Here is a 22,852-nt window from a genome sequence, read left to right as displayed (position 1 = left end):
GTGACTGTCACCCCCCTGCATCTCACTTCCGAAACCAGCGCCCAACGCCCCGACTCCCTCGGCAGATTTGGCCAATTCGGCGGCAAATACGTCCCCGAAACCCTGATGCCGGCTTTATTTGAACTAGAAGCCGCTTTCCACAAATACAGCAGCGAACCGGAATTTCAACAGCAACTCCAACAATTGCTCAAAGATTATGTCGGCCGCCCCAGCCCTTTGTATTTCGCGGAACGCCTCACCGAGCACTACGCTAAAGCAGACGGAACTGGCCCGCAAATTTACCTCAAACGCGAAGATTTAAACCACACGGGAGCTCACAAAATCAACAACGCTTTAGCTCAAGCATTGCTTGCAAAACGCATGGGCAAAAAGCGGGTAATTGCTGAAACTGGTGCCGGTCAACACGGCGTTGCTACTGCTACAGTTTGCGCTCGTTTTGGTATAGAATGCGTTGTCTACATGGGCGTTCACGACATGGAAAGACAGGCTTTAAATGTGTTTAGAATGCGCTTGATGGGTGCCGAAGTGCGGCCGGTGGCCGCGGGTACGGGAACGCTGAAAGATGCGACTTCGGAAGCGATTCGCGACTGGGTGACAAATGTGGAGACAACTCATTACATTCTCGGTTCCGTCGCGGGCCCGCATCCTTACCCGATGATGGTGCGCGATTTCCATGCGATAATCGGTCAAGAAACCCGCGCTCAGTGTCAAGAAAAGTGGGGCGGTTTGCCGGATATTTTATTAGCTTGCGTCGGCGGCGGTTCTAATGCAATGGGTCTTTTCCACGAGTTTGTCGGGGAAGAAACTGTCAGATTGATTGGTATTGAAGCGGCGGGCGAAGGTGTGGAAACTGATAAACACGCTGCTACTTTGACTAAGGGAAGTGTGGGAGTCCTGCACGGGGCGATGAGTTATTTGCTGCAAGATAATGAAGGTCAAGTGATTGAGCCGCATTCGATTAGTGCGGGTTTGGATTATCCGGGCGTGGGGCCGGAACACAGTTATTTGAAGGATGCGGGTCGAGCTGAATATTATAGCGTAACTGATGCAGAAGCGCTGGAAGCATTTCAGCGGCTTTCGCAGTTGGAGGGGATTATTCCAGCTTTGGAAACTTCTCATGCGATCGCCTATTTAGAGACTCTCTGCCCGCAGCTAACAGGCAATCCCCGCATTGTGCTGAACTGTTCGGGACGCGGCGACAAAGACGTGAACACTGTGGCGAAGGTTCTGAATATCTAGGTTAGCGGAATTTGGGGAGATCGCTCTGTAGGAATTAGTAACAATTAATTGGTGTCAACTTAAGACTAAAATCCTTTGTATCTCTTGTTTGTATCGAAGTCTAGATCCCCCCTAGCCCCCCTTAATAAGGGGGGGACTGCAAGCGCTCTTTCGTCCCCCTTATTAAGGGAGATTTAGGGGGATCGAGAGGCTCATCGTCAGACGGTATACTCATATTACTTTTGGCATTAAGTTGACACTAATGGTAACAATTAACTTTATTTTTCGTTTGATTTCATGTCCAAAGGTTTAATTTTGACGTGCGTGGGATTGTTGACAATCATGCTGCCGAAGTGTGGCACGTTCATTATTTCGCGATCGCGGCCGGAAACTTCCATGAATACTAAGGTTGCTTCGAGTGCTATTACTGAGTTAGAAAAAGCGGTTAACCAACAGATAAATGAATACCGAGCATCTAAAAAGTTGCCACCGCTGAGTATCGATCCGCGACTCAGTCAGATAGCAAGAATTCACAGCGAAAATATGGCTAACGGTAAAGTCAGTTTCAGCCATGATGGATTTGAAGGGCGGGCGGAAGCAATTACGATTCCTTATAAAAGTGTAGCTGAAAATCTTGCTTACAATTTTGGCTACAACGAGCCGGTACGCAATGCTGTTGAGGGTTGGATTAAAAGTGACGGCCACCGCAAAAATATGGAAGGTCAGTTTAATTTGACCGGTATTGGGGTTGCAAAAAATGCCAAAGGCGAGTATTATTTTACTCAGCTTTTTGTTCGCAGTTGGTAATTTGAAGGAAGAAGGAAGAAGGAAGAGGGAAGAAGGCAGTCAACAGTCAACAGTCAACAGTCAACAGTCAACAGTTACCCATAATGGAATTTGCAGATTTTCAAGTGTGCGATGGTGATATACCCGATTCTCTCTTATCTTATTATTTGACTGCGCCGGCGATCGCGGTTGATACAGAAACAATGGGTTTGCTACCGTGGCGCGATCGCTTGTGTTTGGTTCAGTTGTGCGATCCGCAAGGTATAGTTGCGGCGGTGCGGATTGCTAAAGGCCAGACTGCGGCCCCGAATTTAAAAAAGCTAATGGAATCTGAAAATATTGAGAAGGTATTTCACTTTGCGCGCTTCGATCTGGCAACAATGCGTTACAATTTAAGTATTGACATTGCACCTGTTTTCTGCACAAAAATAGCGAGCAAACTTGCGAGAACTTACACCCACAAACACGGACTTAAAGATTTAATCCAAGAGTTGGAAAAAGTAGAACTCAACAAAACTTCTCAAAGTTCTGACTGGGGAAATTCTGAGCATCTTTCAGACGAGCAACTCAGCTACGCTGCTAACGATGTCCGCTATTTGCTGAGCGCTAAACAAAAGTTGACTGCTATGTTGCAACGAGAAGAACGCTGGGAAATTGCACAGCAATGTTTTCAGTGTTTGCCCGTTTTTGTGAGTCTGGATTTATTGCAGTACAAGGATGTTTTCGAGCACGGCTAATACCATTTTAGATTTTAGATTTTAGATTTTAGATTGGGAATAACTGATGACTACCAGGGTTTAGAACACGGGCCTACAATTGCATTCTTTTTGGGAACTGGTATAATATTCTGTCACCTCGCAGAACTGCCATCAAATTGGTTTGTAGTGAAGACTTGAGCTATCATAAAACTCGCTTGGACTTTAGTCCTCACTACAAACATAATTATTATTATTTGACCGGACTGGATGTGAGTTAAAAAAAATTCAAAACAGCGATCTATGGCTGATTAGGGCTGCTCGGGATTCTGTTCGTGCAGCAAAGCTTCAATTTGGTCGTCAACATTTCTAATCACCTGTTCCAAAGCGGGCAACCCGTCTAAATGCACAGGAGAAAGCCGAGTTCGATCGCGAATTTGATTCACTTTCCGCTGCAATTCTTCGGCCAGCCGCAGTGCGTCCCGACTCAAAGTAGACAACTGCTGCTGCTGGTAAAACCTCAAAGCTGCCCCCCGCAAAACTTGCAGGGTGGCTTCTTCCTTGCCACCCACGGTCATTACCCGCAAGCGCAACAGTAAATGAGTGTTTTGATATATGCGCTCAACTTCGACTTGTTTGGGCTGTTCCACCGGGCAAACAGGCATATCTGTCAGTCGCTTCAACTCGTCGATGACCTCTTGGAAAAGGACGATATCGATACCTTCGAGCATCGATTTCAAAACGCCATCTTGACTCCAAAGAATCCGGCCTTGGGACTGGTGCCGCTCAAAAAACAGGCGGCCGATACCCTCTCGCAGCACTCTACCGAGCAATTCTTGTAGGAGTTGGGGCGCGGGCAAAGTTGCCAAAACTTCCACTTGGCTTGACAAGTGCAAGGCCTCGACATTCAAAACCGATAGCTGTGTCGGTGTCGGGGGAACCTCAGCGCCAGCAGGTTTAAACCGCTCAGGCTCGGGCATCGAGGGTTCTGGCACAGACAGCAGCGTTTCTGCATTGGGGCCTGGAGTTGCTGATGCGGGATTTTTGGGTGTTGGGGCTGCGGCGGTTTCTGTCTGGCTGGGTACTTTGAGCTGGCTCCCGTGCAGCAAGTAAGCTGAGAGCATCGAGCGCTGAGTTTCCGAGGCAATTGGCTCTGTTGTGACTGAGCAATTCATGTAAGCTAAAATCCGCTGCACGTAGTCCAAGGCGGAGTCATCTTGGGCATCGACTACGCCCAATTTAAACAGATTACCTTCTAGAGATAAAGGCAAAACTTGATAGTAAAGGCAAGCTTCAAAGGGGACAACTGTATCGATTAGGTGAAATATTCGATCGGAGTCCATTGTAGCTGCGGAGTCTGTTGAAGATGTATGTACCATTAGCTGCTTTGTAGTTGGAAGCGCGATCGAGCGCGACGCACCAACCTGATGCGATAAAATTAAACGCTGCAACTTCCCTGACGGAGGAATTGGCCTAACAACCGGAAGCTTTTATTAAAGAAAAATCCTTAGTCCCAGAATTTTCTCCCTTATGTATTGCAGCCTCAAATTCTACCAAAAGATTGAGAACGAGATGATGACTAGCGCAGTCTAGACCCACTATCACCGATCGCCCGAGATTGATGCCCGTGGCTGGCAACAATAGAATTATGTCTTTAATGCACAAGTATTAGAGATGCACCACAACGGATGATTTACGGGCAAGCGCTGAATTTGGGATTGGTTAAAAAATCCTGAAAAGTCGATCGTGCTGCTAGTATCTTACCTCAGATAGTTGACTGCGATCGTCTCGGAGCGCGATCGTCACGGCAGCGCTACAACATCCCGATCAATCTAACCTGATTTGATACAAGGGGCATCGCGCGGTTTTCCACAGGGAAACTTGCAGTAATCTGTGGCTGTTCGGGAATTGATTTGTAGCGCGGATTCTGAAAAATGCTACCGCCAATTAACAATTAGCAATTGCCCGCCACCCATTACCAATCTACTCGTTGCGGAGGGATTGAGCTGCTAAATAGAGTTTGCTCCACTCGCCGATGACTTGATTGGTTTTCAACTTTAATTCAGATGCGATCGTCTCTACACTTTTCCCTGCTTTCAGCGATTCTACCAACTGCCGCTGCACCGGTGTGAGGTCTTGTAAATATTGCTGCCACTGAGCGGGAGTCAAGCCCAAACTGTGTTCTTGGAGCGAAGTTTCCAGCCAGTTGGCGACTAATTCCGGTGCTTGTTTGACCGCAAAAACCCGAATCGCGTGGTAACTAACTTTTTCTCGCAAGCGGTAAATTTGCTTGATCGGAACCTTCAACTCCTCGGCAATTGCCTCTTGGGAACGGCCTTGCAGGTAAAGCTGCAGCCACCGGGAAGCCAGCGGATCGACTTCAGCGGCCAAGTAATTCTCAAATTCTTGTTGGACAATCTGCCGCTGAGTTTGCTGCTCTTCCCAAGCTTGATTTTCTCGATACTCGGACAATGCCTGTTCGTCTAGCAGGCTGAGCGGTTCGTCTGTATCGTCGGGTAGAACCTGTTCCGACACCAGCCGCACCCAGTCTCCCGCAGGCACTTGCGTCAACCCGCCCCGCTGGGCACGCCGCAAGTAGTTGACAAAACGGTACACCAGCAGCGGCTGGTTGCGGATCGGCCGCAAGCAGTATTCTTCTGTGCTCGCTAGCAGCAAAGCATTTCGCAGGCGTCTGTCTGAGGTGCATTCGGCAATCCAGGCGACTTGCTGCTGCAGGTAGCGATCGGAATTGAGCATTTCCTGGATCACTTCTTGCAGTACCTCCACCGCACTCCGCTGTCTGTCGCGACTCAGGGACACCCACGCTTGGATTTTTTGCCGGAGCACAACTAAACCGCCGAGCCGCCCGATCAAGTTGCGGTAAGCTTTTTCAGGCGGTACTCCCAGATACCGAGAAAGCAAAATTCGATATAAAAAGTCGATCGCCCCAGAGGCGACAGACAATTGAGTTGGGCTAAGAGTGTCAAATCTTTCGGGCTTGTCTCCCAACAGCCAGCGGACAACACTCTCGCGGGTGCTAGAATTTTCGTCCGGGCAATCTTGTTCGAGTCGAGACTTCCAATCTTGTCCTAGTCTTTCCGCCAAGGTCATCGGAAAATTGGGTTTGAAACCCCGTCCTTTTAGGACGGCTTTACATTAATTTGAATCCCCTTCCGGGGTGGAGGGGTATGGTTGCCCCTCCGTCGGGATATGGTTGTCCCGTTCTCCTTTCGGAGTAAAGTTAGCACGCGCCTTTGTTTAGTGAGCTTGTTAGGCTGAAAGCACTATCGAGCGTGACATACCAGATTGTTTAACTCTCAGCGACAGAGCAGGGGACTAGCTACGCATCCGCCCGGTGTCGTGACTCAAAAAACGTAGTCCGCGAAGGACTTAGGCCCGTCAGGATGGCTTTCTAGATTTCTCTTTCAAGCCTTATGCCTTTAGGCTAAGGTTCCTGACGGGCTGTCGAGAATATTGTCTTTCACCCCCGATTTTACGTGGTATCCTGAATTTTTGAGTATTTTTCAGATATACGACCGCGCGATCGGATAAATTACCTTAAATTACCCTAAACAAAATTCCATTACGGTGCGATATGCCTAACTTTTTATTAGAACTCGGTACAGAAGAATTGCCCGCATCTTTTGTCGCAGGCAGCGCCCAGCAGTGGCAGCGACTTGTACCTGCAACGCTGGCAGAAGATTCCTTGACAAATGACTCTATTAATGTATACGCTACTCCGAGGCGTTTGGCCGTTCTCGTGAAAGGACTGCCTGTTCAGCAATTAGATAGAGAAGAAGAGGTAAAAGGCCCACCCGCGAGTTCGGCTTTTAAAGATGGCAAACCGACGAAAGCAGCCGAAGGTTTTGCGAAAAAGCAGGGCGTAGAAATTGAGGCTTTGGAAGTTCGCGCTACTGATAAAGGCGATTTTGTGTTTGTGCTCAAAAAGATTCCGGGACGGATGACAGCGGATATTTTGACAGAACTTGTGCCGCAGTGGATTAATAAGTTAGAAGGCAAAAGATTTATGCGGTGGGCCGACGGAGATTTGAAGTTTCCGCGCCCGATTCGATGGATGGTGGCCCTGTTAGATGATACTGTACTGCCAATTACATTGGTCAGCGGTTCGGATACGGTCAAGAGCGATCGCATTTCCCAAGGACACCGGGTGTTATACACCCCCCCTACACCCCCCCTTGCCGAGGGGGGGACATCGCTTCCTACACCCCCCCTTGGCAACGGGGGGACGGGGGGGGTCTCGATTCCGCAAGCCGAGGATTATGTCGAGTGTCTGCGGGCTGCTTGCGTGGAGGTCGATCGAACCCAGCGGAAAAATCAAATTAAAGCACAAGTAGAAGCCGCAGCAACAAAACAAGGCGGTTACGCCGACATTACCGAAGATTTGTTAGAAGAAGTCACCGACTTAGTAGAATGGCCGAACGCAGTTGTCGGGAAATTTGACGACGAATTTTTGATATTGCCGCCGGAAGTAATTACTACAATTATTGTCACAAACCAGCGGTATTTTCCAATTCTCAAAAGCCCGGATTATCCCGAACTTCTGCCCTATTTCATTACAATTTCCAACGGCGATCCCGTTAAAGCCGCGATTATTGCCGCCGGTAACGAGCGAGTAGTGCGGGCGAGATTGGCAGACGGTCAGTTTTTCTACAAAGCAGACTTGGTAAAGCCTCTAGAGGATTATTTGCCCAAGTTGGCAACAGTTACTTTCCAGGAAGATTTGGGGACAGTGCGCGCAAAAGTCGATCGTCTGTGCAAAATTGCCAGCCTCATCGCCACTCAACTGCAAATCACAGACGAAGAACAAGCTTACATAGCAAGAGCAGCCTTACTTTGTAAAGCCGACCTCGTAACCCAAATGGTTTACGAACTTCCAGAAATGCAAGGAATCATGGGGCAGAAATACGCCTTAGCAAGTGGCGAATCGGAAGAAGTAGCTACAGCGATTTTTGAACATTATTTGCCCAAAGGTGCGGGCGACAATTTGCCGCAAACTCAGACTGGTCAAGTTGTCGGAATAGCCGACAAATTAGATACTTTAGTCAGCATCTTCGGCTTGGGAATGTTGCCGACTGGTTCATCCGACCCCTTCGCTTTGCGCCGCGCCGCTAATGCAATAACTAACATTATTTGGGCTGCTCAGTTGCCCATTAATTTGCACCAGTTGCTCGCAGAAGTTGTTGCCGAATTTACCGCAGCGCGCCCGGAAACACCGGCGGAGTTGCTGGATCAGTTATACGAGTTTTTCTTGCAAAGAATTCGGACTTTGTTGCAAGAAGAAAAAAATGTAGATTACGATTTGGTAAATGCCGTTTTGGGAGAAAACGACCCAGAATATACTGAACGAGCATTGAGAGATTTGTTGGACGCACGGGAAAGAGCGCTTTTCTTACAACAAATCCGCAATAACCAGACTTTGGATCTAATTTACGAAACAGTCAACCGTTCAACTCGTTTGGCGGCTCAAGGTGATTTGGATAAAGTAGAATTGGAACCGAAAACGGCTGTGAAACCAGATTTATTTCAAAAGTCGTCTGAACAAGCTTTTTACGATGCAGTGGTGCAGTTAGTGCCGCAAACGCTGCTATCCAAACAAACTCGGAATTACCAGCAGTTAGTAGATAGTTTGACTGAAATTGCTCCGACTGTCAGCAACTTTTTCGACGGGCCAGAAAGCGTGTTGGTGATGGACCCCGACCCCGAAATTAAGCAGAATCGGTTGAATTTACTGGGTTTGCTGCGGAATCACGCCCGGGTGTTGGCTGACTTTGGGGCGATCGTGAAAAGTTAGAATTGACAAGATTTGAGTCCGCCTGGGATTGAAAACCTCTGCTTCAGTCCGCCGGGGGTTGAAACCCCCGTCTCAAAGCGAAAGTCCTCTTAAGAGGACTGAAACCCACACATACTAGACTTTTCAGTCAGTTAAAACTCACATCTTGCACCGTCAAGAACAGCCAAGATGCCTGTTCCACAAGAGATGAATTTCATTGTGGAACAGGCATCTTGCCTGTTGCTGACAATGGTGTCATATCTCAGTTTTAACTGACTTTAGCTGTTAGACAGGGGTTTTCAACCCCTGGCGGGCCTTGGGAGGCAACGGGCGGGCCTGTAGGCAAACCAACTTGAGAAACTTACTTCTTAAAACTCTCGATCAAAATAACATTAAAGCTTAGCAATAAAACGAGTAAATCTATTATAATTTTTGCGGAACCGCGCGAGTCTCAGCAGAGTTCGATCGCTCTCTTAAAAAATAAGCAAAATGGCCAATAGTCAACAACCAATTCAAGGTTAAGATATAAACTTATAAAACCAGGGAAGTTCGCTCCATCACACACACAGCTTATGCCGATAGCTCATATCATTGGACTAGGAAAATCAGGAATTGCCGCCGCCAGACTGCTAAAACGCGAAGGATGGGAAGTAACGCTGAGCGATCGCTCATCTTCCCCCAATTTGCTCGAACAGCAACAGGAATTCGCTAACGAAGGAATTCATGTAGAGTTAGGTAAATCTTTTGAACCAGTCGAATCTATAGAATTAATAGTAGTAAGTCCGGGCGTTCCCTGGGACAGTCCAGCCTTAGTGCGCGCCAGAGAGTTAGGCATTGAAACAATCGGAGAAATGGCTCTAGCGTGGCGTTACCTCAAATCTCCTTGGGTGGGAATTACCGGCACTAACGGCAAAACTACTACTACTGCTTTAATTGCTGCTATTTTTGCAGAGGCCGGGCTTTACGCTCCCGCTTGCGGCAATATTGGCTATGCTGCGTGTGAATTAGCTTTAGCCGAAAAACAGCCGGATTGGGTAATCGCAGAAATCAGCAGCTATCAGATAGAATCCTCGCCGTTTGTAGCGCCGCGAATCGGAGTTTTGACGACTTTGACGCCGGATCATCTCAGCCGTCACAAAACTTTGGAAAATTACTACAACATTAAAGCGCATTTGCTGAAAAAGTCTGAATTGCAAGTAATCAACGGCGACGATCCTTATTTGCGGCAGCAAGGAGTTGAGGTTTGGCCGGATGCGTGTTGGACGAGTGTCAAAGGTGAAAAAGAACTGTTGGGCGATCGCACTTTTGGAGCGTACATCGAAAACGGTTGGGTAATAGCTCAAAGCGAGAAAATTCTGCCTGCTGATTCTTTGCGGATGGTGGGAGAACACAATTTGCAGAATTTGTTAATGGCGGTAGCGGCGGCTAATTTGGCAGGGATAGATAAAAGTGCGATCGCCCGGGCGATCGCTAAATTCCCCGGAGTTTCGCACCGCCTCGAACACATCTGCACTTGGGAAGGCATAGATTTCATCAACGACAGCAAAGCTACTAATTACGACGCCGCCCAAGTCGGGTTGGCTTCTGTCAGCGCACCGGCGATTTTAATTGCCGGCGGTGACGCCAAAGAAGGGGACGATCGCGCCTGGATTGATACAATCAAGGCGAAAGCTGCTGCGGTGCTGCTAATTGGCGATGCGGCGAGTCTTTTTGCCTCGCGGCTCGAACAAGCAAATTACAACACTTGGGAAATTGTCGAAACAATGGAACGAGCAATCCCGCGATCGGCAGAATTAGCCCAACAAAATCATGCTAAAGTAGTGCTGCTTTCCCCAGCCTGTGCTAGCTTCGATCAATACCAAAACTTCGAGCAACGGGGCGATCATTTCCGCCAATTATGCCTCGAATCGCTAGTTTAGATATGTCATTGTTCGCTGTGTACAAAGTAAGATTTTTATACACAGCGAACACTAACAAAATTCAATCTGCGTTCATCCGCGTCTATCGGCTTACATCTGCGGTTAAAAATTAAAACCTCTGATTTCCGCCAATCTACTTTAACTAACACTCTTCCAAACAGCCTTAATCCTATCCTGTTGTTCCCCTTCTAGCGCCTGAAAAACTAGCATCATTTCCTCATGAGTGTAATCAATAATTATCGCCGCCAATTGAGAGGCAGTCTCCGCTTCCAGCATGGCTAGTTTCAATTTTGTCATTTCTTCTGTCTCCATCAACACTAAAACTTTGATTTTTACCTCACTTTTATTTTAATTGGGATGGCAAATATCTGTTAATTTTGCCTTAAAATTAGCAATCTTAGCAGCATTTAGTGTGTCAACAGTGCGCGAGGAGATTTTAAATTCTTGCCTGCAAAGCTGAGAGAGCAATTTTTCATCAATCTCCAGAATCCGGTCTTCGGAAGCGACATTTCTTTGCAACAAAATTGCGATTTCTATTTCCAGTTGGCGATAGCCTTGCTGAAAGAAATCTTGAGAGTTAGAACGAAACAAACCGCTATTGACTTGCTGAATTTGGCTGGGTGTCAGCGATTGAGCCGAGACAGCAGCCGGAAATCCAAAAGATACGGCTAGCCACCAGCTAAAAATTATCTGTTTGAGGATGCTGTTCATCACTGTCGGGAGGAGTTTTTACCTCAGTTAGTTTCTCGTCTTCTGACTCGCTTGCTAATTCATCTTCTCGTTCAAGTTTTTCTTGCCACTCGACAAGCTGCTGAAAAAGTTTCGGGGTAATTTCAAATACGGGTTTGTTGGTTTCTGACATATTTACTCCTAACAGTGATTATTACATTTAACTGGTTCCCAGGCAGAGCCTGGAAACGAGTAGAAAAACAATTATGTCGATCAGAAGCTAGGCTCAAACCTTCAGCAGCGACATAATTATGCCTGTTAATGAACCCCCAAGCAAAGCTAAAGTAGCTAAGGTACTAATGCCAAATCCTGCCGCTCTTTTTTCGGCAGCTTGATAGTAACCCCAAGCAAACAAAATGCGTCCAACTATCCAAACTGCGCCGATACCAGCGCCCCAACTTGGGCTGATAAATTGCGAGAACAGCCACAGCGAGGGCAAAAATAGAATCATTTGCTCTAAGGTATTTTGCTGAACTCGCACCACTCGTTCAAAGTCTGGGTTTCCTGTCATCTGCGGGGGAGAAACTTTGTGTTTGAATCTAGCTCTACCGACGTTGATGGTAACAACAAAGTAGAGAATTAATGCTGAAACAGTAATTAGACTAGGCCAAAGTGTCGCGTTTGCTTCTGCGAGCATGATTCGGTATTATTGGGGTGGAGTAGATATCTTGATTATAAATCAATTATTGCCGATCGCGTCATTCATCGCCACCTCGTCATTCAAGGCAGCGAATTTGATGCAACTGCTGGGTATTAGTGGCGCGGCAATTCCTGGCAATTCCTTTTGGGTTCCTCGACATCCTCGAAAACTTGCTGGCTGGGATTTTGATTCTTTTGCTCGCCCCTGCATACGGATACAAGCCCCCGACTCTTGTCGTGAGTAGCCCAAATTTTAGACTCTTATTCAACCTCCCAGATTCCTCAGTGGAGTAAATCTAAAATCTAAAATCTAAAATCTAAAATCTAGAATCTAAAATCTAGAATCTAAAATCTAAAATCTAAAATCTAAAATCTAAAATCGACGGCCCGCACCTGCCGACGGATACAATCCCCCGATTTAAGGAGATTATTGTGCTCAACCATATTCGAGACCGTCTTAAATATTTCACCAGGAGCAGGATTGAGCCACAGCATTTAAAGAAAATACGAGCTGACTTGTTGGAAGAATCAACCCTAGATATTGACTATCTTGTCTTAATTCTCGGCTCCTGTATAATCGCTACCTTTGGACTGCTTGCCAACAGTGCAGCCGTAATTATCGGTGCAATGATCATTGCGCCTCTGATGTTGCCAATCCGAGGGTTAGCATTTGGAGCGGTAGAAGGTAACGTTCTCCTCTTCCGCAAAGGTTTAATTTCATTAGCAGTCGGGACGGTGCTAGCAATTTTTCTAGCTTGTATTTTGGGCGCTTTGGTACAACTTCCCGACTTTGGGAGCGAAGTTCTAGCTCGTTCTAAACCTACATTACTAGACTTAGGAATTGCGATCGCCGCTGGGGGAATCAGCGGCTATGCGAAAGTTCAGCCCAAAGTTTCTGCTACTCTGGCGGGAACTGCGATCGCCGTGGCTCTCATGCCGCCAATTTGTGTTATAGGTTTAGGCTTATCTCAAGCTAATTGGTCGCTCAGTTTGGGAGCAAGCCTCCTGTATCTTACTAATTTGCTGGGGATTACTCTCTCCTGTATGCTAACCTCTTTAATGGCCGGCTACACCCCCCTGCATCGCGCCGGTAAAGCCCTCTTGTGGGCGCTAGCATTGACGGCTATACTTGTTATTCCTCTGGGCGTGAGTTTTGCGGAATTGATCGAGCAAGGGCAACTCGAAGCCAGTCTGAAGCGGGCGTTGCTTAACCGAACTATCACTTTTCAACGGGTGGAACTGATTAAAACTGATACTAACTGGTTGACAAAGCCGCCGGAGGTTCGTCTGAGTGTTCGCAGCAGCGAAGCTTTGACACCCAAACAGGTGCAGCTTTTAGAAGAATTTGTCGAAAAAGAAATGGGTCAACAATTTACCCTAATTTTTCAAGTCAGTCAAGTTGAAGAAGTGCGGCGCTCAACGCCGGATAAGTCCCGATCGAAACCGAAACCTTAGCTATTTTAGCCCTAATTGTATGACCCCAGAAACTCTAATTCACGAAGTGACGATCGAGGGCAATCTGAAGCAATTTCTCTTAGTGCTATTAGTTTCCTTAAGTGTGGCGGTGCTGCCGCAAATATGGGGCTGGTTGCGCCAAATTCCCTACACGCTGCTTTTAGTAATTGTCGGGTTGGGTTTGGCTTTTATAGATGTGCGATTGGTGTCGCTCTCGCCCGAACTGATTCTGTTGATTTTTTTGCCGCCTCTTTTGTTTGAAGCTGCTTGGAATCTGGAATGGTCTAAACTCAAGCGGGATTTAGTGCCGATCGCTCTTTATGCGGTTTTGGGTGTGGTTATTTCTGTTGCTGGCGTGGCTTTTGCTCTCAACCAAATAGCTGGAGTTTCTTTAGCGATCGCCCTGTTGGTAGGAGCTAGTATATCTGCTACAGATCCTGTTTCAGTCATTGCATTGTTCCGGGAATTGGGAGTTGAAAAACGCCTAGCTTTGCTGGTGGAGGGAGAGAGTTTATTTAATGATGGCATTGCTGTTGTTGCCTTTAGTTTTTTGGTGGGATTCTCTTTAGGGACGGATGAAGTTGGCATTCCATCTCTGGTGGCGCGTTTCTTAGCTTTTGTGGGGATTGGGATTGCTGTCGGGAGTGCGATCGGTTTTGGGATCTCCTATCTCACCCAACGGTTTGATTTACCTTTGGTGGAGCAATCGTTAACCTTAGTTTCAGCCTACGGCACTTATATAATTGTGGAGGATTTAGGCGGTTCTGGGGTGATTGGTGTGGTGGTGATGGGCTTGATATTTGGCAATTTCGGCTCTCAGATAGGTATGCAGCCCAGTACCAGACTGGCGGTAACACAATTTTGGGATTTTTTGGCGTTTTTTGTTAATTCGATCATGTTCCTGCTGATTGGGGATCGAATTAGTTTTGCTGGTTTGCAAGCGAATTTAGGACTGATTGGCATAACTGTGGTGGCGATGTTTGTGACGCGAGCGATCGCTATTTTTGGTTTAGGATGGTTGAGCAATTGGTTGGCAAAATCTGAAATTTCCTTAGCCGATAGAACTGTGATTTGGTGGGGAGGATTGCGGGGTTCTGTGTCGATTGCTTTAGCTTTGAGCGTGCCGGATGTTTTCCCCGATCGGGAAAAAATTTTTGCGATCGTGTTTGGCGTAGTTTTATTTACGCTGCTAGTACAAGGTTTAACCACCAAGCCGCTACTGGAAAAATTGGGGTTGTTGAGCAACCAAGAGTTGCGCCAGCAGTATCTGGAGGCGATCGCCCAACGTGTTGCTCTCAATCGGGTTCTCAAGTATCTATCTGAAGTATCGAGCGATCGTAAAATCGAGCCTGAGTTTTCCAATCATCTCGTGAGTCAGCTTGAAGAAAAATTAAACTTGCTGCAAGCAGAAATCAATCAAATGTACGATCGCTCTCCTGAACTGCGGCAGATGACTATCGACAAACTCGAAGGGGATTTGCAGGCAATAGAGGCTGATACTTATGCTGAATTTGTGCGAGCGGGTCAATTGAATGAGCTGCCTATTTCTGTGTTGCAGCAATGTTTTAAAGAGCGGAATGAGAAAATTGTTTCTTAATAGGATGTTTGTAGGGATAATCCACGTGATTGTCCCATTTATGACCTGCTATCTCTGGGAAGGCATCACTAATTCAGCCGGATTAGTGCGCTTGTGTGTATCGGGTTTCATCAAGTTTCTGCCAGAAATACCGACTATTTTACTAATGCGGTTAGTATTTGGTGCGGGGCTTTGGCGCTTTGGAATGTTCCGCGCATTCGCAGCGAATTCGTTGGCATGATTAACCGAAATAATTTCTAATTAAAACGAGTACGGGTTTTTGGCTTTCGACTGAAAGCATTGTTGGCAATCAAAAACAGTCCGAATTGTTGAGGGGCGGACATGGTATAATTCCTGATATTGTACAGTGCGTCAGCCTACAATAATTTGAATATGAGCTAGATCATAGAAAGATTTGGGAAAATTTGGCATACTGAGAGTAAGGTTAAATAGGAGGTCAATTTAATGACCAATACTGCTCTCAATTTTAAGACTGCACCCGGACATGAAGTTCTGGCCGCGGCGGGTAAGAGAATGCTGAGGCCGGGGGGGAAACTTGCTACGGAACAGTTATTTGAATGGGCGGATTTTCAACCGGGCGAGACTGTTTTGGAGTTGGCTGCTAGTTTTGGATATAGTTCGATCGCCCTTGCTAAACGTTTTGGTGTAAAAGTAGTGGGAGTTGAGAAAAATCCCGAGAGTGTGGCCCGCGCTCGTGCTAATGTTGCAGCAGCCGGTTTGAGCGATCGAGTGGAAATTGTGGAAGGAGATATTTTTCACTTGGATCGGATTTCCCAACAGTTTGATTGGGTGTTGGCTGAAGCTATCCTGACAATGCAATCGCCGTCGGGGAAAGCTAAAATTGTATCGGGAATTTGCGATCGTTTAAAACCAGGTGGCAAGTTTCTCTCTCACGAACTTTTAGCTAGAAACCGAGAATCTGAAATTCACAAAGCTTTATCAGAAGTGACTCGGGCTAATTCAACGCCTTTGTCTGAGTCGGGCTGGATTGCTGTTTGCCAAAACGCGGGTTTGCAAGTAGAAAAGTATCAAACCGGGGCGATGGGGCTCCTCAACTTACCGCGAATGCTGCAAGATGAAGGGGTTGTGGGTACTGTGCGGATTGTGTGGAATATATTAAGTCGATCGCAAATTCGCGATCGTATCTTAGCAATGCGTCGAGTTTTCCAGCATTATCAACAAGATCTAGGCTACATCGTTATCTCTGCCAAAAAACAATCTTAACCCAGTCAATCGATTTTCGATTTTCGATTTTCGATTTTCGAGGGAAGAAAGTGAAGCCACTGATAAATTCGGGGCTTGTGACCAAATTAATTAATTGTCAAAAACTATGACTACTACTCTTTTACCGCTACAATCTTCAGCTATCCAACTCCGAGACGCAATTGAATATCCCGCCGCCGGAGTATCGAGCAAAGTTTTAATCAAAGACAATAATTGTCAGTACAATTTACTTTGTCTGGCTGCTGGTAGCGAGGTTTCCGAACACTCTTCGCCGCGCAATGCCACAGTTAATGTCATCGAAGGAAAGGGGATTTTGACTCTAGAAGGCAAAGATATTGTCTTGGAACCGGGGGTGTTTGTTTTTCTGCCCGCCCGCGCCCTCCACGCTTTGAAAGCTGAACAAAATTTGGCATTTGTCTTGACACTTTCTGAGCCTCATTAATGCCATCATTATTCTGTAGGAGCGGGTTTTACCCACCATAGTTGCCGAAAATCAATAATCTGATAAACCCGCCCCTATTCACAGGTTGTGGGGGCGGGTTTATATAGATAGTGAGTTGCAGTCAAATATTGTTTGTGAAACCCGCCCTTACAAGAATTGGGATTTTAACATTTAATCTATTTCATCTCCCGAGGCGATATCCTCCAATTTTTTCCAGTCCAATACAATAATTTTACCGCCTCGACTGTAGGATACAAACGGCTTGAGTTTCTTAAACAACCTCACGCATTCTTCGTAAGTAATTCCAATACTGCGAGCAATTTGATAGTAGGGAAAATGTTTTTCTAAACATACACTATTATTCGCCATCTTCGTACCTTGCTCGACGGCAAAGTAATGAATAAATCGGGCCAGCCGCACGATCGCCCTTTCCGACACCAAACCGTGCACTGTCTCGTGCAGTTGCTGCAACCGCTGATTAAAAACCGCCAATATTCGCAAAGCAATCTCGGGATTTTCCCGAATTGCTGCTAGCAAAACTTCCCGTTCTGTGGTAAGAACTTCCACATCAGTTTCTGCTGTCACCGTTGCGGGGGCAATGCCGTTGCCTAGCAAAGCAGGTGCGGCAAAAATATCTCCCTGAAATAAAGTGCGGAGAATTGTTTCTTTGCCCGCCGCCGCTGTTTTTGCAACCCGCAGAGAACCGCTCAAAAGAGTGTATAATTTTTCGGGGATGCGATCGCCCTCATACATCACAACTTCTCCCTGTCGGTAACTGCAAATTACTGTGTGTTCTTGCAATCGCTCTAATTCAGTTCGGCTTAAGCTGGCAAATATTCCAATTTTAGCCACTTGCTCGACAGTTGCTTTCATAGATTTAACTCTACCCGATCCGAGTCCATTGAGAGTATAGTAACGGTGAATTCAGAATATATCGAGACAAGCAGAGCCATCTACGAAAATGCAGAACCAGAATATAGGCGATATTATTTTGATGAGATAGCTGGCGGATTTGTGCTAATTCACCAACAACACAATCTTAATAATTCGGAAAGTTTTGTCGCTGAAGTTTTGGCTAAAATGGGAAAGAGAGTTACGCTGTTGAGCGAGCAAGCAGCAGAGGGTGTGAGAACCCCAGACGCTGAGATAGACGGTCTGATTTGCGAATTTAAGGAGTTAACAGAATCTACGAGGAACATCAGGTATCGAGTTCAAGAAGGAATAAGCAGGGCAAAAACTCAAGGTGCATCAGTCGTTATTTTTCACATCAACCGAGAAAATTACGATGTCTGGAAAATCAACGCTGGCATCAAACAAGGTCTGTTTTGGGATACCCAAAACCATATTCAACAAATAATTTTTGTTGCCAACAGCAAACAAATTCAAATCATTACAAGGGAAGACTGGCAAAATGGAAGACCATTTCAGCGAATTTAAAGAAATCGTAGAGTGCGGGTTGAAAAATAATATGCCGCGAGATGCTAAACTAATTACTGTAGGCCAAATTTTATATGCTGTTACCCGCGACGATCTAACCATAAAAGAAGGTTGGCAGCTTGAAGAGATGATGGGTGGCAGAACACAGTGGGAAGAGGCACTTGAGTACAGCATTTTTGGGTATCCAGTAGACACAGCAACGCCACCTTTAGACAAACCTCTGGTTATTGCCGGCAAAACTTTTCATTCTCGCTTGATGACGGGGACGGGAAAATATCGAAGCATTGCAGAAATGCAGCAAAGTGTCAACGCTAGCAGGTGCGAAATTGTGACTGTAGCTGTGCGGCGAGTGCAAACAAATGCTCCCGGTCATGAAGGATTGGCAGAGGCTCTTGATTGGACTAAAATTTGGATGCTGCCAAATACTGCCGGTTGTCAAACTGCTGATGAGGCAATTAGAGTAGCTCGTTTGGGCCGGGAAATGGCGAAACTTTTAGGACAAGAAGACAATAATTTTGTCAAGTTAGAAGTGATTCCTGATGCTAAATATTTGCTGCCAGATCCGATCGGCACTTTGGAAGCAGCAGAACAATTAGTTAAAGAAGGTTTTGCCGTTTTGCCCTACATCAATGCCGATCCCTTGCTGGCAAAACGCCTCGAAGAAGTCGGTTGTGCGACAGTCATGCCTTTAGGTTCGCCCATCGGTTCAGGACAAGGGATCAACAATGCGGCCAACATTCAAATAATTATTGACACGGTAAATATTCCTGTGGTAGTCGATGCGGGAATCGGAACGCCCAGCGAAGCGGCGCGAGCAATGGAAATGGGAGCCGATGCACTGTTGATTAATTCGGCGATCGCCAATGCCCAAAATTCCCCGGCAATGGCCAAAGCAATGGGAATGGCAGCAGAAGCGGGGCGGCTGGCGTACTTAGCAGGAAGAATGCCGATCAAAGATTACGCGATCGCCTCTTCCCCCCAAACAGGCACTGTCACCTCCAAATAAATGGCCGAATTTTCCTGGGCGCTTTTTTGGTACAGTTGTAAAAATCAAAAATATTAAGGATTGTGACTGATGCCTTACATCAAAGATGACGATGGACGCCTGAACAACTTTGCTAAAGAGCCGAAGGTGTATGAAGCCGTACCTCCCAACAAAAATCAGCAACGGAACTATATCATCATGGGAATTGCAGCAGCCATGTTGGTCGCTGGTTTGGTGTTCGTGGCTGCTTCCGTCTAAAAGCTGGGCTGAGACTCAAAGCTGCTTCAAATCGCAATTTTAAATAATCATTCAACAAACCATGTTTTCCAACCAATGGAAACATGGTTTTTGTGTTTCAATACAAAGCAGGTAGTTGCGATAGTCCTGAAGCGTGCCGAGCGAGCTGGAAAGCTAAATAATATCAATTCCGGTTACACCGGAATGATGGGGAGTGGGGAGTGAGGAGTGGGGAGTGAGGAGTGGCGGAATGTGGAATTATTGACCTTGACTCGATCGTGCCCCTCCAACCGGAAACGATATAAGACCCGCAGAAATTTGGTTCTTTGCTCTCGGCTGTCAGCTTCAGGGACTTGGGTTGCACTTAATCACACTGGTTCGTCACCCACATAAAATTGCCAATTGAAAATCTACAATCCTTTAGTCATCACCGGTGCGATTGACTGCCTTCAGGGCTTAGTTGTGAGTTATGAGCGATCGAGATTTCAACTCTCAACTCTACAATCTAAAATCTACAATCCAAAATCTAAAACCTAAAATCTAAAATCTAAAATCTAAAATCGGCTCACCCTGATGTCTATTCCTTCCCAAAAAGTTTCTAGCTCGAACAAGCTGATCTACCAACGCTTGAAACAGGCGATCGACCTCAATTTACGCCGTCAAATTTTTATCGCCGCCTGCGACGACTTGTGCTTGCGGGACTGTCTGGCAGCCCGCTTGCAGACAGAATTAGCCGCAGAGAGCGCAGGCTCCGATCCTCGCTCCCCGATCCACTACCCCCGATTTGTCAGTTTGGAACTTGACTTGAGCGATCCAAATCCTTGGGGTTCGATCGCCGCGTGGCTGACCCAACACCCACCGCCGCAAAACAGGGGCAGTTACAGCCCTTGGCCGACATTTCAAATTATCGGGGCAGAACACCTGACCAGGCAGTCAGCAGCAGTGCAGTGGTCGTTCCTGAGCTATTTGAGAGACATCGAAGCAAACCTGCAAATGTGCGAGTCTACTGTGTTGCTGTGGGTGTCGCGGCCCTGGCTGAGTTCGATCGAGCACTCGGCCCCGGAATTTTGGCACTGGCGAACCGGAGTATTTGAGTTTGAAGGCGAACCAACTCCAGCTAAGGGAGACTTCGGGCACTTTGATGACTTCGGGAACTCCGGAGACTTGCGAAACTTACGGGACAAGGGAGACTTTGGCAACCAACTTTTAATACCTTCTTTGTCTGGACAATCCCCAATTCCCGACGAAAAATCCCCAATTTCCTATCCCCCGTCCCCAGCGCCAGATTCTAAATCCGTCCAACTGACAGAGGACGAACAATCCCCAATTTCCCATCCCCCGTCCCCAGCGCCAGATTCTAAATCCGTCCAACTTGCAGATTTGGTGCTAGCAGCGGCTTCTGATGAGTTGGAAGCAGAAAATGATGCCGCATCGGAGGACAATTTTCTGCCGCTGCAAACTCTGCAATACATCGAACTGCTGCAAGAACATCAGTGTTCTTGCGAAGCTTTGGCTTTGGCTTATCACAGTTTGGGGAATTACTACCGCGATCGCATTCTGGGGGGAGACGTTTCAGAACACAACCTGACAATCGCCATTCGCGCGATCGAACAAGTGATTGCGTATCTCGACGTTGACACCAACTCGCAGCAAAATCAACCACTAACTGAGGAATGCGCGCGGTTGATTGCCCAATTGACACAAAATTTAACTCAGTACGCCCAGGAGTCCAACAGCCTACCGCCAATTTCCGATCTGCTCAACGATCTCGGCACTCTCTACTGGATGCTGTCGCGCGATCGCACCAATGCCCTCAACGCCTCAGAGCCGGTATCCAGCCTTGAACGCAGCATCGCCCTCTACCTTGAAGGTTTGAACCGAACAGATGGCGAAACCGTACCCCAAACCCGCGTTAGATTAAACAAAAATTTGGGAATCGCCTCGGCCGATTTAGCCCGCTACCGAGACAAGACAGAGAACTTGCAGTACGCAGTTGCAGCTTACCAACAAGCGCTGCTGGATCTAGACCCCGCCGTGGAGCCTCAGCAGTACGCTGCTGCTCAGAATAATTTGGCGACAGCATACTGGAATTTAGCCCAAGATGGTGAGCCGATCGTATATCTCAAAAGCGCGATCGCAGCTTACACCCAAGCTCTCTCCTGCTACAGTCCCGAACGAGAACCCCTCAACTATGCCGGAGTGCAAAACAACCTCGGTACCGCCTGCTGGAACCTCGCCCAGCACGAACCCTCAGAACCCCTGCTAGTCAGGGCGATTTCCGCCTACCGCGAAGCATTGAAATACCGCACCCGAGAATTAGTACCCGCAGCAGCAGCCGCCACCTACAATAATCTCGGTACCGCTTATTGGCATTTGGCGAACCAGTTTCAGCAGAAACAGGCGCGGACGGAATCATTGCAGCAGGCGATTACCGCCTACGAAACCGCCTTGGATATCGCCGGAGAGCTCGATCGAACCCAACTCACCTTTGACGCCTTGGCCGCCCGCAACAATCTCGGACTAGCCCACTATCAACTAGCCACCGACCCACATTTCGCCGCTAATAAAGTCGCACAGACAAGCCATCTAGAAGCAGCACTGCACCACCAGTTGCAAGTGTGTGCCGAATGGGGACAACATCTCAATGACAAAGGGTTAACATATGGGGATAAACTCAACTTGCAAGCCGCGGCCAACTCCCAAGCTGCTGATTCCCGGCAAACAGCATTGAGCTATATTGTCAAAACGATTAGAGCTTTCTATAGTGAATGTGGGCTGCCAGGCCAAAATTTAGCCTTATCCAAAGTTCCTGGAGATTTATTGCCTGAAATTTTGCGTAGGTTATAAATAGGGCTATAACTATTAAAAGCTCAATTTTTTCGAGATTTGTATCCAGTTTTCTATTATTATGGCTGAATATTCTTGCCTAATTCTTCAAGCAAACTTGTGGTCATGGCCCCTGTAAAAATCCTTGTGGTTGATGACGACCCGGCAATCCGAAATTTAATTCACCGTTTTTTGAGCCAGCAAGGTTATCAAGTTGAGTCTGGCGAGGACGGTCAGACTGGTCTGGAATTATTTGAGCAACTCAATCCTGACTTAGTAGTTCTAGATGTAAATTTACCTGATACAACTGGTTACAAACTGTGTCAAGAAATGCAAAGACGCACGGGCGTGTTTGTGTTGATGCTGACTGCCCGAACCGATGAAGCTGACAAAATGAAAGGGTTTGCCGAAGGTGCTGACGACTACATTACTAAACCTTTTAGTCTTGTAGAAATTGGAGCTCGCGTTGCAGCAATTTTGAAGCGCAAACGCATTGTTACTCCCGCCGAACAAAAAACTCTTACTTTTGGAGAGCTACTAATAGATCCGGTTCGCCGCGAGGTAATTCTCGGCACTCAGATAGTTGCTTTGACTGCTTTAGAATTCGACCTGCTGTACTGTTTGGCCAGCAAACCCGGTCGCGTGTGGAGGCGATCGGAATTGCTGCATGAAGTGTGGGACTACGAGTATGTAGGAGCCGATCGCGTGGTGGATGTCCATATAGGTCAAATTCGCCGCAAAATTGAACCAGATGCCAATCAAATTTCGATGATTCAAACCGTCAGGGGGGTGGGTTACAAATTTGAACCCACAACCTAGTAACATTCGGCATTGGGCAGCGGATATGAAGGCAGAAGGCTTTAGGTGCGGGT

General features: G+C 47.0%; 22 protein-coding genes. 14 read left to right on the top strand and 8 right to left on the bottom strand.

Annotation, left to right across the window (positions count from 1 at the left end; translation table 11 throughout):
* From trpB to QUA62_RS12095, 3 genes are all read left to right on the top strand, one after another.
* The gene (trpB, locus tag QUA62_RS12105) at nucleotides 1-1,239 is read left to right on the top strand and encodes a tryptophan synthase subunit beta (RefSeq protein ID WP_333284624.1); all 1,239 of its coding nucleotides are present in this window, start codon (nucleotides 1-3) and stop codon (nucleotides 1,237-1,239) included.
* A gap of 276 nt (nucleotides 1,240-1,515) precedes the next feature.
* Entirely contained in the window at nucleotides 1,516-2,025 is a 510-nt protein-coding gene (locus tag QUA62_RS12100) for a CAP domain-containing protein (protein ID WP_333404244.1), read from the top strand.
* A gap of 83 nt (nucleotides 2,026-2,108) precedes the next feature.
* Nucleotides 2,109-2,741 (top strand): ribonuclease D, encoded by a 633-nt coding sequence (locus QUA62_RS12095; RefSeq protein ID WP_333284638.1) that lies wholly within the window; start codon nucleotides 2,109-2,111, stop codon nucleotides 2,739-2,741.
* A gap of 269 nt (nucleotides 2,742-3,010) precedes the next feature.
* On the opposite strand, the gene QUA62_RS12090 is transcribed toward QUA62_RS12095, so the two are convergent.
* Together QUA62_RS12090 and QUA62_RS12085 are read right to left on the bottom strand one after the other, a co-directional pair.
* Complete coding sequence (locus QUA62_RS12090; protein ID WP_333404242.1) at nucleotides 3,011-4,078, bottom strand: hypothetical protein; 1,068 nt, start codon at nucleotides 4,076-4,078, stop codon at nucleotides 3,011-3,013.
* A gap of 604 nt (nucleotides 4,079-4,682) precedes the next feature.
* Nucleotides 4,683-5,810, bottom strand: a complete 1,128-nt coding sequence (locus tag QUA62_RS12085) for a HetZ-related protein 2 (RefSeq protein ID WP_333284618.1) — start codon at nucleotides 5,808-5,810, stop codon at nucleotides 4,683-4,685.
* Nucleotides 5,811-6,294: 484 nt separating this feature from the next.
* Between QUA62_RS12085 and glyS the strand changes: the two genes are divergently transcribed.
* Together glyS and murD are read left to right on the top strand one after the other, a co-directional pair.
* Nucleotides 6,295-8,511 (top strand): glycine--tRNA ligase subunit beta, encoded by a 2,217-nt coding sequence (gene glyS / locus QUA62_RS12080; RefSeq protein ID WP_333404240.1) that lies wholly within the window; start codon nucleotides 6,295-6,297, stop codon nucleotides 8,509-8,511.
* A 551-nt stretch (nucleotides 8,512-9,062) separates the two neighbouring features.
* A complete protein-coding gene (gene murD / locus QUA62_RS12075) occupies nucleotides 9,063-10,409 on the top strand; it encodes a UDP-N-acetylmuramoyl-L-alanine--D-glutamate ligase (protein ID WP_333404238.1) in 1,347 nt (448 codons plus the stop codon).
* 138 nt (nucleotides 10,410-10,547) lie between these two features.
* On the opposite strand, the gene QUA62_RS12070 is transcribed toward murD, so the two are convergent.
* The 5 genes from QUA62_RS12070 to QUA62_RS12050 all read right to left on the bottom strand — a co-directional run bounded on the left by QUA62_RS12070 (nucleotide 10,548) and on the right by QUA62_RS12050 (nucleotide 11,988).
* Entirely contained in the window at nucleotides 10,548-10,706 is a 159-nt protein-coding gene (locus QUA62_RS12070; protein WP_333404236.1) for a hypothetical protein, read from the bottom strand.
* Nucleotides 10,707-10,757: 51 nt separating this feature from the next.
* On the bottom strand, nucleotides 10,758-11,120 hold the full coding sequence (locus QUA62_RS12065) for a hypothetical protein (RefSeq protein ID WP_333404285.1): 363 nt from the start codon (nucleotides 11,118-11,120) through the stop codon (nucleotides 10,758-10,760).
* Nucleotides 11,089-11,271 carry a hypothetical protein gene (locus QUA62_RS12060; RefSeq protein WP_333404234.1) on the bottom strand — a complete coding sequence of 61 codons (183 nt, stop codon included), beginning with the start codon at nucleotides 11,269-11,271 and terminating at the stop codon, nucleotides 11,089-11,091. Before QUA62_RS12060 ends, QUA62_RS12065 begins: the two co-directional genes overlap by 32 nt.
* Before the next feature lie 93 nt (nucleotides 11,272-11,364).
* A complete protein-coding gene (locus QUA62_RS12055) occupies nucleotides 11,365-11,775 on the bottom strand; it encodes an MAPEG family protein (RefSeq protein WP_333404232.1) in 411 nt (136 codons plus the stop codon).
* A gap of 42 nt (nucleotides 11,776-11,817) precedes the next feature.
* A complete protein-coding gene (locus tag QUA62_RS12050; protein WP_333404230.1) occupies nucleotides 11,818-11,988 on the bottom strand; it encodes a hypothetical protein in 171 nt (56 codons plus the stop codon).
* 221 nt (nucleotides 11,989-12,209) lie between these two features.
* Between QUA62_RS12050 and QUA62_RS12045 the strand changes: the two genes are divergently transcribed.
* From QUA62_RS12045 to QUA62_RS12030, 4 genes are all read left to right on the top strand, one after another.
* Complete coding sequence (locus QUA62_RS12045) at nucleotides 12,210-13,232, top strand: DUF389 domain-containing protein (RefSeq protein WP_333404229.1); 1,023 nt, start codon at nucleotides 12,210-12,212, stop codon at nucleotides 13,230-13,232.
* Nucleotides 13,233-13,251: 19 nt separating this feature from the next.
* Nucleotides 13,252-14,829 (top strand): Na+/H+ antiporter, encoded by a 1,578-nt coding sequence (locus QUA62_RS12040; RefSeq protein WP_333404227.1) that lies wholly within the window; start codon nucleotides 13,252-13,254, stop codon nucleotides 14,827-14,829.
* Between the two features lie 444 nt (nucleotides 14,830-15,273).
* Nucleotides 15,274-16,053 (top strand): methyltransferase domain-containing protein, encoded by a 780-nt coding sequence (locus QUA62_RS12035; protein WP_333404225.1) that lies wholly within the window; start codon nucleotides 15,274-15,276, stop codon nucleotides 16,051-16,053.
* Between the two features lie 106 nt (nucleotides 16,054-16,159).
* Nucleotides 16,160-16,495: a cupin domain-containing protein gene (locus tag QUA62_RS12030; RefSeq protein ID WP_333404223.1), complete on the top strand. Its 336-nt coding sequence runs from the start codon at nucleotides 16,160-16,162 to the stop codon at nucleotides 16,493-16,495.
* 171 nt (nucleotides 16,496-16,666) lie between these two features.
* Here QUA62_RS12030 and QUA62_RS12025 read toward each other — a convergent pair whose 3' ends face one another.
* Entirely contained in the window at nucleotides 16,667-17,368 is a 702-nt protein-coding gene (locus QUA62_RS12025) for a Crp/Fnr family transcriptional regulator (RefSeq protein ID WP_333404221.1), read from the bottom strand.
* A gap of 45 nt (nucleotides 17,369-17,413) precedes the next feature.
* Between QUA62_RS12025 and QUA62_RS12020 the strand changes: the two genes are divergently transcribed.
* The 5 genes from QUA62_RS12020 to QUA62_RS12000 all read left to right on the top strand — a co-directional run bounded on the left by QUA62_RS12020 (nucleotide 17,414) and on the right by QUA62_RS12000 (nucleotide 22,799).
* Nucleotides 17,414-17,932, top strand: coding sequence for a CdiA C-terminal domain-containing protein (locus tag QUA62_RS12020; RefSeq protein ID WP_333217646.1), 519 nt, complete (start codon nucleotides 17,414-17,416; stop codon nucleotides 17,930-17,932).
* The gene (locus QUA62_RS12015; protein WP_333404219.1) at nucleotides 17,907-18,938 is read left to right on the top strand and encodes a thiazole synthase; all 1,032 of its coding nucleotides are present in this window, start codon (nucleotides 17,907-17,909) and stop codon (nucleotides 18,936-18,938) included. The genes QUA62_RS12020 and QUA62_RS12015 overlap by 26 nt, the downstream gene beginning before the upstream one ends.
* A gap of 69 nt (nucleotides 18,939-19,007) precedes the next feature.
* Nucleotides 19,008-19,175 carry a photosystem II assembly protein Psb34 gene (gene psb34 / locus QUA62_RS12010; RefSeq protein ID WP_015177107.1) on the top strand — a complete coding sequence of 56 codons (168 nt, stop codon included), beginning with the start codon at nucleotides 19,008-19,010 and terminating at the stop codon, nucleotides 19,173-19,175.
* Nucleotides 19,176-19,727: 552 nt separating this feature from the next.
* Nucleotides 19,728-22,001, top strand: a complete 2,274-nt coding sequence (locus QUA62_RS12005) for a tetratricopeptide repeat protein (protein WP_333404217.1) — start codon at nucleotides 19,728-19,730, stop codon at nucleotides 21,999-22,001.
* A gap of 105 nt (nucleotides 22,002-22,106) precedes the next feature.
* Nucleotides 22,107-22,799 (top strand): response regulator transcription factor, encoded by a 693-nt coding sequence (locus QUA62_RS12000; RefSeq protein WP_333404215.1) that lies wholly within the window; start codon nucleotides 22,107-22,109, stop codon nucleotides 22,797-22,799.
* Nucleotides 22,800-22,852: the final 53 nt, after the last annotated feature.

This window comes from Microcoleus sp. MON1_C1 (genome assembly GCF_036701945.1).
Classification (GTDB): Bacteria; Cyanobacteriota; Cyanobacteriia; order Cyanobacteriales; family Microcoleaceae; genus Microcoleus.
This window is presented reverse-complemented; position numbering and strand designations above follow the sequence as displayed.

Coding starts and splice junctions, on each gene's coding strand:
- QUA62_RS12100 (WP_333404244.1), top strand. CDS start 1,516: ATGTCCAAAGGTTTAATTTTGACGTGCGTGGGATTGTTGACAATCATG.
- QUA62_RS12095 (WP_333284638.1), top strand. CDS start 2,109: ATGGAATTTGCAGATTTTCAAGTGTGCGATGGTGATATACCCGATTCT.
- QUA62_RS12090 (WP_333404242.1), bottom strand. CDS start 4,078: ATGGTACATACATCTTCAACAGACTCCGCAGCTACAATGGACTCCGAT.
- QUA62_RS12085 (WP_333284618.1), bottom strand. CDS start 5,810: ATGACCTTGGCGGAAAGACTAGGACAAGATTGGAAGTCTCGACTCGAA.
- glyS (WP_333404240.1), top strand. CDS start 6,295: ATGCCTAACTTTTTATTAGAACTCGGTACAGAAGAATTGCCCGCATCT.
- murD (WP_333404238.1), top strand. CDS start 9,063: ATGCCGATAGCTCATATCATTGGACTAGGAAAATCAGGAATTGCCGCC.
- QUA62_RS12070 (WP_333404236.1), bottom strand. CDS start 10,706: ATGACAAAATTGAAACTAGCCATGCTGGAAGCGGAGACTGCCTCTCAA.
- QUA62_RS12065 (WP_333404285.1), bottom strand. CDS start 11,120: ATGAACAGCATCCTCAAACAGATAATTTTTAGCTGGTGGCTAGCCGTA.
- QUA62_RS12060 (WP_333404234.1), bottom strand. CDS start 11,271: ATGTCAGAAACCAACAAACCCGTATTTGAAATTACCCCGAAACTTTTT.
- QUA62_RS12055 (WP_333404232.1), bottom strand. CDS start 11,775: ATGCTCGCAGAAGCAAACGCGACACTTTGGCCTAGTCTAATTACTGTT.
- QUA62_RS12050 (WP_333404230.1), bottom strand. CDS start 11,988: ATGCAGGGGCGAGCAAAAGAATCAAAATCCCAGCCAGCAAGTTTTCGA.
- QUA62_RS12040 (WP_333404227.1), top strand. CDS start 13,252: ATGACCCCAGAAACTCTAATTCACGAAGTGACGATCGAGGGCAATCTG.
- QUA62_RS12035 (WP_333404225.1), top strand. CDS start 15,274: ATGACCAATACTGCTCTCAATTTTAAGACTGCACCCGGACATGAAGTT.
- QUA62_RS12030 (WP_333404223.1), top strand. CDS start 16,160: ATGACTACTACTCTTTTACCGCTACAATCTTCAGCTATCCAACTCCGA.
- QUA62_RS12025 (WP_333404221.1), bottom strand. CDS start 17,368: ATGAAAGCAACTGTCGAGCAAGTGGCTAAAATTGGAATATTTGCCAGC.
- QUA62_RS12015 (WP_333404219.1), top strand. CDS start 17,907: ATGGAAGACCATTTCAGCGAATTTAAAGAAATCGTAGAGTGCGGGTTG.
- psb34 (WP_015177107.1), top strand. CDS start 19,008: ATGCCTTACATCAAAGATGACGATGGACGCCTGAACAACTTTGCTAAA.
- QUA62_RS12005 (WP_333404217.1), top strand. CDS start 19,728: ATGTCTATTCCTTCCCAAAAAGTTTCTAGCTCGAACAAGCTGATCTAC.
- QUA62_RS12000 (WP_333404215.1), top strand. CDS start 22,107: ATGGCCCCTGTAAAAATCCTTGTGGTTGATGACGACCCGGCAATCCGA.